Origin of the sequence: Spirosoma arboris (assembly GCF_009754945.1) — a bacterium.
GTDB lineage: Bacteria > Bacteroidota > Bacteroidia > Cytophagales > Spirosomataceae > Spirosoma > Spirosoma arboris.
Genome location: NZ_WPIN01000020.1, coordinates 146792 through 155944 on the forward strand (window position 1 = coordinate 146792; position 9153 = coordinate 155944).

Here is a 9153-nt window from a genome sequence, read left to right on the forward strand (position 1 = left end):
TAAAAGGGGCCTACATCATTACCACATCATATCGGCTTTTTTAGCCTGATTTTGATGTTTTTTATCACATCATGCCCCTTTTGCTCGGTTATAATGAGTGGATTTAATGGACATCTTATCCCAAATGGCTTTCGACAAACTTTCATTTGTTTTTTGCTGGCCTTTGGGAGCCGGTTGGCAGTAGCCCAGTCAGCGTACAGTTTCTGCCAACCAGAATTAATTCAATATGCGAAGCAGACTTATAGAGCCTACAATCAGAATTGGGGGGTGGCGCAAAACAGGCACACTCGGTTTCTCTATTTCGCCAACTCAAAAGGATTGCTCGAATTTGATGGTAGTAGTTGGAAGGTGTATGAATTGCCCCGAAAACAGCGCGTTCGGTCGGTAGCAGTGGATGGGCAGGGACGAATTTATACAGGCGCCCTAGGCGAATTTGGCTACTGGTTTCCTAATGTGGAGGGGAAGTTAGCCTATCATTCATTAGGCTCACTGATCCGAGAGAAAGCCTTTCGAAATGAGGAAATCTGGAATATCCTGATTACACCACAAGGCGTGTTATTCCAATCCTTTGCGTTTGTGTATCGGTACCAGCAGAATAAAGTTCAGCTGATACGTCCCCCGGCCACAGTACTATTTGTCCATCAGGTTCGTAAGCAACTGCTGCTTGAAGTGCTGGAGAAGGGCCTTTACGAATTGCAGGGCGATCAGTACAAATTCGTGGAAGGCAGTGAGTTTCTGGGCCGCGAAACGGTCAATACAATTTTGCCCATTGGCGATCATGATATACTAATTGGTACAGAACGGGCCATTTATCGGTACGATGGTAAACAATTTCGACCGTTTAATGCTCATATTAATGACTTCATGCAGCGGAATCGCCTTAATCGAGGGTTGCTCATTGGACCTGATCTGTATGCGTTTGGGACCTTATTGAATGGGGTACTTATTGCCACCACCGATGGGAAAATCCGCTATCATTTCAATCAAAAAAATGGCTTGCAGAATAGTACCGTCTTGTCGATGTGTCAGGATGCTGATCATAACCTGTGGGTGGGTCTGGATAAGGGGATTGATCTAATTAATCTTAGCTCACCTATCCAATATTTTATTGATCATGCCGATGATTTGGGGACAGTGTATGACATGGCTCGTTACGGAGACAATCTGTACCTGGGCACCAATCAAGGTGTTTATTATAAACCTCTGAATCAGGCTGATGAGCCGTTTCAATTGATTTCGGGTACGCAGGGGCAAGTCTGGGATCTGGCCGTAGTTGACAACCAACTCTTATGTGGACATAATAAAGGTACTTTTCGCATTGAGGGAACAAAAGCGCAGTTGTTGTCTGATATTACGGGAGGGTGGGTTTTGGGGCGGCTGAAAAATTACCCGAATAAGCTTATTCAGGGAACCTATACAAGTTTGTGTATTTATCAGAAAGATGTCCGGGGAAAATGGATTTTCTCTCATAAAGTTGCTGGCTTTTCGGCTCCGGTTCGGCAATTGGACGAAGATGGGGATGGTAATATATGGGTAAATAAAGCAGCTAATCAGGGGCTGGAACGGCTTCGTTTATCAACCGATTTACGTCGTGTAGAACGTAGTAAGACCTATGCCGATGCAGAATTTCACAGCCCCGTTCTGAATCTTTGTCGTGTTCAAAATCGGATTGTAGTCACGTCGACCAAAGGCTTGCGGGTATATGATGCGCAACACGATCGGTTCGTGCCTGATCAGACGGCTTATCCCTGGGCTGAATCGAGCATTCGCAAGATTTTTCCGATGCCAGATTCGACACTATTCCTATTGCGACAGGATGGATCTGTGAGTTGGACACAACCTCATGAACAAGTGTCCAGCGATATACCTGTCGAAGCCAATCAATGGGTTGAAGATTTTGAGAAAATTGTACCGCTTGACACCAGTTATATAGCCCTTTGCCGCGAAAACGGGTTTGCGTTACTACCTCGAACGGAATTAAATCATCTCAGTGACTCAGCCCCTAAGTCTGTTATTCGAACTGTGACGTCAGTAGAAGATCCTTCTATAAGTTATACATTTCAGGGAACGTCGACGTTGCCTAAACTGTCATTTTCACATACACAAGCGAATCTGCTGATTAGCTTCTGCACGCCTTACTACACGCAGCCAGTAAACTATAGTTATTGGCTCGAAAATAGTATGAAAGCATGGTCGCCCTACACAACTAGTAAGCAGAAAGAATTTAATAATCTACCGCCGGGGCAATATGTGTTTCATTTGAAGTCGAACCTGAATCCCAAGGAAAGCCTGATCATGTTCGAGATTCGGCCGCCCTGGTATTGGAATACCTGGAGTAGATTGTTGTATATACTGTTCCTTGGCTGCCTATTCTGGCTCTTTTATCAATTACACCTTCGAAGAGTAGCTGTACAACAGAATCGGATTCGGGAAAATCTGGAAGAAAAGCTCCGGCATCAGGAAGAAGAAAGTCAGCGGGAGATTATTCTGTTGCAGAAAGAGCAACTGGAACAGGGGCTTATTCAAAAATCGGAAGAACTGGCTAATTCAACAATGGCACTTATTCAGAAGAACGAGTTGCTGGTACAGTTGAGAGAAGAATTGAATCGAGTGAAAGTTCGTTCGGGAAGTCGTTTACCGGGTGATGATTTTCAGCGGATAAACACATTGATCGATAACAATATTTCGAGTGAGCAGGACTGGAAACTGTTTGAATCGAACTTTAATAAAGTGCATGAACAGTTTTTGAAACATCTTTTAGAGAAATACCCCGATCTGGGCCAGGGCGATCTGAAGCTGGCTGCTTATTTACGGATGAATCTATCCACCAAAGAAATTGCTCAACTGCTCAACATCACCCATCGAAGCGTTGAACTGAAGCGGTATCGACTCCGGAAAAAACTTGATCTGGACGCAGAAACAAACCTGAGTGAGTTTATGATTAAATATTAAAAGGTGTTTCAAGTTCAAGGTTCAATGTTCCAGATTTCAAGCTACTGCCTACAAACCTGGAACATTGAACCTTGAACTTGAAACATCAAATTAAGTCCCAGCCTTTGCGATATTTTCGTGATAGCAGTGCATTCGCATCCGCGTTATGTCTGAATTTCTCTTTGCGCGCATTCCATTCTAACGGCTGACCGAGCCGATACGAAATCAGACCGAGGTGCATAGGCATGGTCATTTGTCGGGCATAAGCTAAATTCGATTCGGGTTGTTTGCGGGATTTGACCGAGTCGATAAAGTTCTGCTGATGTCCTGGCGATCGTTCAAGCGTAATGGGAACTTCAGGTACATCGGTCATCGTGACCCCGTTGATCGTGATTTCGCGGGTGTTATAGTCGCAGAGGAGTGTTCCTTTATCGCCTTCAAAATAGGCACCAATGCCTTTCTTCTCCGCGCCTGGAACGTTAGGAGGAGTGCTGGTCCAGTGTAGCGACAACCCATCAAATTCGTAATCAATATCAATCCACTTTGGAGCATCTCCAATACCTTCGGGCGCTCCACCTTTAGCACTTACGCTTTTTAAACCGGTCGGATTAATGGCCCACCAGACAACATCGGCAATATGACACCAGAAGTCCTGGAACACGCCACCCGAATAATCCAGAAAATACCGATACGTAAAATGACACCGTTCGGGCGTGTAGAGTGAAGCGGGAGCTGGCCCTTGCCACATATCCCAGTTTAGCGTAGACGGTGGCGTTTGGTAATTAGCCGGACCAAGTACGGGCGGAAATCCTGTTTTCCAGATTCTTACCGTATTCACTTTGCCAATGGCTCCAGACTTAATGATTTCTACAACCCGGTGATAATTGTCGCCTGCGTGAATCTGGGTGCCCAATTGAAAAATACGATCGTACCGGTTGAGTGCTTTCAGCATCTTTTGCCCTTCCCGAACACTATAGGATAACGGCTTTTCACCGTATACATCTTTCCCGGCCTGAAACGCCATAATGGCTATTTGCGCATGCCAGTGATCGGGCGTGGCACAGGTGATAGCGTCAATGTCATTTCGGTCGAGCAAGTAACGGAAATCGGCGTATGTCTTGGCTGTCGTGTTAGGCTGCAATGTCTGCAATGTACTGAGTGCTTTAGCCAGATGTGTTTCATCGACATCGCATAAACCGACAACATCTACTTCTGGCAGTTTGGCAAACCAGTTGAGGTGATTGGTGCCCATTCCATTTATACCAATATGGGCTACCCGAACGCGATCGCTAGGAGCAACTTTGCGCTTTAGGCTAGGAAACAGAGCCAGACTAAGGGCGGCCGCGCTGCTCTGTTTTAGAAAATCACGGCGATTGGGTTGGTGGGTCATAAGAAAGAGCCGATTAAGTTGGTTAACGATTACTTGTTATTTCAAATGGTTAAAAAAAGAGGAATCTACTGGTTTTTTATTGGATTATGTGTAGATACATTTAAGGCGGTTACATTATTTTAACCGAATAATATGTTTTTTTTACACATAGTAACATTGCTCTACTTTTATGAGCCCGACTGATTAATTGGATAAATTAATGTAAGAGTTAAATTATATTAATTGTCAGTTAGGTAACTATCTTTTAATAACTCACGTATTTTTTAATGACTAACGTTTATGGAACAAATCTCTACGCCCTCGCTCAGGAGGGGTATGCCGCGCCTTATCTGGGCCACAATCTGTTTGTTACTGGCAATTTCACCAAATGTATTTGCGCAACAAAGTAGTGCTACATGTAATACGTTCATACCACTTACCAGCTCAGCGTTCAATAGTCTCTCAGTTACGTCTAGTACTCATCTTGCTGGCCTACCACCAGCACAAGTAGATGATTTTTCTTCAAAAGGTAATCTTATCGATGCAAGCACAACAAATACTGCAGATTACAGCTTTTTAATAGCCGGTTCTGCGTTTATTGAGGTAAAAGATAATGCGGCCACAGGAGCCGATGTGTACCCCGCGGGTACGTATGCCGGATTTGTTATTAGCGATAATACACTTCTCTCAGCTTTTGGGACAACTACCATCTCAACCTATTTAGGAAACACTCCACAGGAGAGCTTCCCTGTATCATCCCTATTGAGTACCGGTCTTTTAAGTGGTCAGGCTAAGGTAGGATTTATAACCACAAAAAACTTTGACCGCATACGAGTCAGTTTCAGTGCATTAGGTGCTGGAACAGTAACGGTCTATTATGCCGTAGTCGAACGATTCTGTACGAGCCAGGCCCTAGCTTGTAACACGCCTTCGGCTATGAATAATCCAACGTATGCAACTGCCGTTAGTGCTGCCAACACGGGTTTTAGCGGTGTTAATGTGGCTACGATCAGTGACCCGGATAATGCAGTTAGCTCTAGCACAACTGATGCTGCCTCCATTGATTTGCTGGTATCTGCGGGTAGTGCTTCATTTGCAATTAAAGATCAAGTTACTGACTATCCAGTAGGTACTTTTGCCGGACTTGATATTTCTAATCCTGGGTTAGTGAATATAGGCGCTTTGAGTGGAGTAACTATTTCTACTTACTTAAATGGGGCATTCACTGGACAAAGTGTTTCGGGGGCAAATCTGCTCTCTGTAGGCAGCTCTCTATTAAGTGGTACGGGGCGCCAAACGCTTGGATTTATTGCTACGGCGGCCTTTGATGAAATCAAACTTACTGTTACAGGGGTAAATGTAGCGGGAGTTACGAATATATATGGAGCCGTTTTTGAGAAGTTCTGCGCTGGTCCAAGTCTGGATTGTGCTGATAATACAATTCCGAAAAATACGATAACGCCACTCGTTAATCCTGCATCTCCTGTCTATGTAAATGGCGCCAATACAGGCTTTGATGGGGTGGCTTGCGTAGGTTGTAGCCTCAACAATTCTGAAAATATAGTTGATGCCACGACAACAAACTCAGCAACGCTTGTATTGACGGCAGGGGTCGCAACTACAGCATCTGTTGGTGTGGCCAATGCACTGGATACATATCCGGTTAATAGTTTTGCCGGGTTCGATATTGAAACGAATGCATTGCTGTCTGCGAATGTCCTCAGCATCGCCGTTATTACGTTGTATAATAATGGCAGCGCTGTTCAAACGAGTTTAAATAATGGATTAATAGTTGGTGCGGCTAGTAGCCCGCTATTGAACGGTAGAAGCCGTCAGTATGTAGGTGTTGTGGCGAATGTCCCTTACGATGAAGTTAAGATTTCCTTCGTAAACCTAGTCAATGCCGATCTTGGGACAATTAATATCTATAATGCAGTATTCGAGAAAACCTGTGCAGCCGTTATTGCCTGTAATACGGCCTATAATTTAAGCAACCCAACATTCCCGGTTGTCATTGATAATGCCAATACGGGGGTTAGCGGGGTTGTCTCTGCGGGAACAACGGTTGAGAATCCCTGGAATGTCGTTTCGGCAAGTCCCACTGATTTTGCTAAAATCAACACGACTGGAATTGTAGGTTCTGTTGCTTCAATAGCTGTACTGGACCCAATTAGCACCTACCCTGTTGGTACATTTGCCGGTTTTGCTGTTCAAAAAGTTACAGGTATACTGGCCCTTGATTTATTTGCGAGACTAACGGTTTCTACCTATAATAATGGTGTATTTGCAGAATCCAGGAGTGGAGTTGGCTTATTGGATTTGTCAATAACACTATTTGGTACAACCAGCCAATTTTTCAACGTAGGCTTCGTAACAACGAAACCCTTCGATGAAATAAAAATAAGTGTGGCTCCTCTGGTTGGTGTAGCCGCCTTGTCTGCACTGGGAGGTAGTCTTAATGTATTCGGGGCGTTTGTCGATACGCGTACATCAACAGGTGGTGGCTTAGTTTGCGCCTTGACCACAAATCCTGACTTCAACGTCACGAACAAGAATGTACCTGCCAAAGGAAATGTCAAGACGAACGATATTGTACCTGTTGGCACCACCTATGGACCCGCTCCCGCATCAACTACGCAGCCAGCAGGCTCTTCGCCAAGCTTAACGGTAAACTCCGATGGTACTTATACTTTTGTTAGTGCTACTCCGGGGGTATATGTTTACAATGTACCTGTCTGTGGTGCTGGCTTATCCGGAACAGGTTGTGCTACTGAAACGCTGACAATTACCGTTCTTGATCCAACGGTGAACACGAATAAGCCCGTAGCAAATCCGGATGTGGCTTCCATGCTAGGATCAGACACTAATCCATCGCCCGTCACGATTAATGTTAAAGCCAACGACGGACCGGGTAATCCAGGCGGAACATTAGGCACGCCCACGATTGCTACGGCTCCTGCTAATGGCTCGGCAACGGTAGATGGAAGTGGCAACGTAATTTATACCCCGGCTGCTGGATTTTATGGAACGGATATGCTCACCTATACGGTCTGTGAAACGCCTGGCACAAGTTTGTGTGCTTCAGCTACTGTAACTATTACTGTCAGCGCAACAGGTAGTCCAAACACTACGCTAGCTGCCGACGATTATGTCAGTACCTATCAGGGCACACCTGTTTCTGGTAATGTTAAAACCAATGATACTGATCCTGAAGGTGATACGCAGACAATAACTGCCCAGAATAGAACTATTCCTGGAATAGGTACACTCGCATTGGCTACTAATGGTACCTATACATTCACACCTGTAGCTGGCGCAACTGGGCCGGTCGACTTCTCGTACACGACCACCGACAATGGCTCTCCATCAGTCTCTGCGAATGGAACGCTGCACATATTGATCAAGCCGTTTAATCCAAATCCGGATTTCAACGTCACTGACATTAATGTACCAGCCCCAGGTAATGTAAAAACCAATGACGTGGTACCTGTTGGGACCACGTATGGTCCAACCGCTACGCTAACCAGTTCGCCTGGTGGTTCCAGTACTACCTTGACATTGACCTCAACGGGTAGTTATACCTTCACGGCAGGTACACCAGGAGTATACACCTATAGTGTTCCTGTTTGTGTGACTGGAACGCCCCCTGTATGCACAACCCAGACGCTGACTATTACAGTGGTTGATCCGGATGTTACTACGAATAACCCTGTCGCAAATCCTGATTTCGCGACGACTACAGGAGCACCTAGTAGCCCGACGGCGGTTACGGTTAACATTAAAGCCAACGATGGGCCTGGTAATCCGGGAGGTGCGTTACAAAATCCGACTATCCCTACGCAGCCTGCTCATGGTAGTGCCAGTATTGACGGGAGTGGTAATCTAGTGTATACCCCAACGGCTGGTTATTATGGAACCGATATCGTAACCTATCAGATCTGCGAAACACCAAGTACGCCTGCATGTGCTACGGCCACTGTGACAATTACGGTGAACGCCCCTGGCAGTCCGGCTACTGTATCGGCCAATGATGATTATATTTCCACGGGAGGGAGTCCTGCCAGTGGTAATGTACTCACCAATGATTTAGGAAGTGGACTATCAGTATCGAATGACGGAACGACCGTAACCTCATCGGGTACACTGGTCTTGACATCTTCGGGAAGCTACACGTTCACCCCAGCTCCTGGAGCTACAGGGCCGGTCGACTTCACATATACAGCCTGTGATAATAACACGCCTTCAACTTGCGCCAGTGCAACGCTGCATGTTCTGATTAATCTGATTGTTCCAGATTTAACACCGACTATCGATATGCCTCAGGCGAACTTTGGCTCAACAGCACCTAATAATGCTAGAGACTTTGTTGTCAATATTCAGGAACTCGCCGGGCAATCTACCTCTAGCGGTAACGTCGCCATTACCATAACAGCACCTAAAGGGTATACTTTATCGTATTCCAATGCAATTACCAGTATCAATATTACGGATGGTACCAGTAATCCAGTAGCTGTGGATAATACCAAATGGACGGTGGTCAGTACCGATGGTGAGCAAATTTCACTGAAGATTAATACTGGGCAATTTATTGCCGCTAACACTACGGCTAAGCTTGGTTTTACCATTACCCGAACTACGGCTAATGCAGGAAGCGCATCAAATATTACAGTTAATGTGAACGATGATGTTTCTCATACGTACGATGGAAATCCGTTAAATAATGTTTATGCCAGAATTATATCTGGTTTGTAAAGTTTTTCTTGCCCCAAATGTCTTTTTTTAGATCTTTGGGGCAAGTTAGTATCCCGCTACAGAATTCTCTAAACTTTGTATTCACGATTATGACCAGAAAG

General features: G+C 45.2%; 3 protein-coding genes. 2 read left to right on the top strand and 1 reads right to left on the bottom strand.

Annotated features, from left to right (window positions below; translation table 11 throughout):
• The first annotated feature begins 93 nt into the window (after positions 1 to 93).
• Complete coding sequence (locus GO755_RS34290; protein WP_198175015.1) at positions 94 to 2952, top strand: two-component regulator propeller domain-containing protein; 2859 nt, start codon at positions 94 to 96, stop codon at positions 2950 to 2952.
• An 85-nt stretch (positions 2953 to 3037) separates the two neighbouring features.
• Here the strand turns inward: GO755_RS34290 and GO755_RS34295 are convergent, their stop codons facing one another.
• Positions 3038 to 4321, bottom strand: coding sequence for a Gfo/Idh/MocA family protein (locus GO755_RS34295; protein ID WP_157589954.1), 1284 nt, complete (start codon positions 4319 to 4321; stop codon positions 3038 to 3040).
• 279 nt (positions 4322 to 4600) lie between these two features.
• On the opposite strand from GO755_RS34295, the gene GO755_RS34300 reads away from it, so the two are divergent.
• Positions 4601 to 9052, top strand: coding sequence for a beta strand repeat-containing protein (locus tag GO755_RS34300; RefSeq protein WP_157589955.1), 4452 nt, complete (start codon positions 4601 to 4603; stop codon positions 9050 to 9052).
• The last annotated feature ends 101 nt before the right edge of the window (positions 9053 to 9153 follow it).

What these genes read in the sequence shown, in the direction of transcription:
- GO755_RS34290 (WP_198175015.1), top strand. Translation starts at nt 94, where the DNA reads ATGAGTGGATTTAATGGACATCTTATCCCAAATGGCTTTCGACAAACT.
- GO755_RS34295 (WP_157589954.1), bottom strand. Translation starts at nt 4,321, where the DNA reads ATGACCCACCAACCCAATCGCCGTGATTTTCTAAAACAGAGCAGCGCG.
- GO755_RS34300 (WP_157589955.1), top strand. Translation starts at nt 4,601, where the DNA reads ATGGAACAAATCTCTACGCCCTCGCTCAGGAGGGGTATGCCGCGCCTT.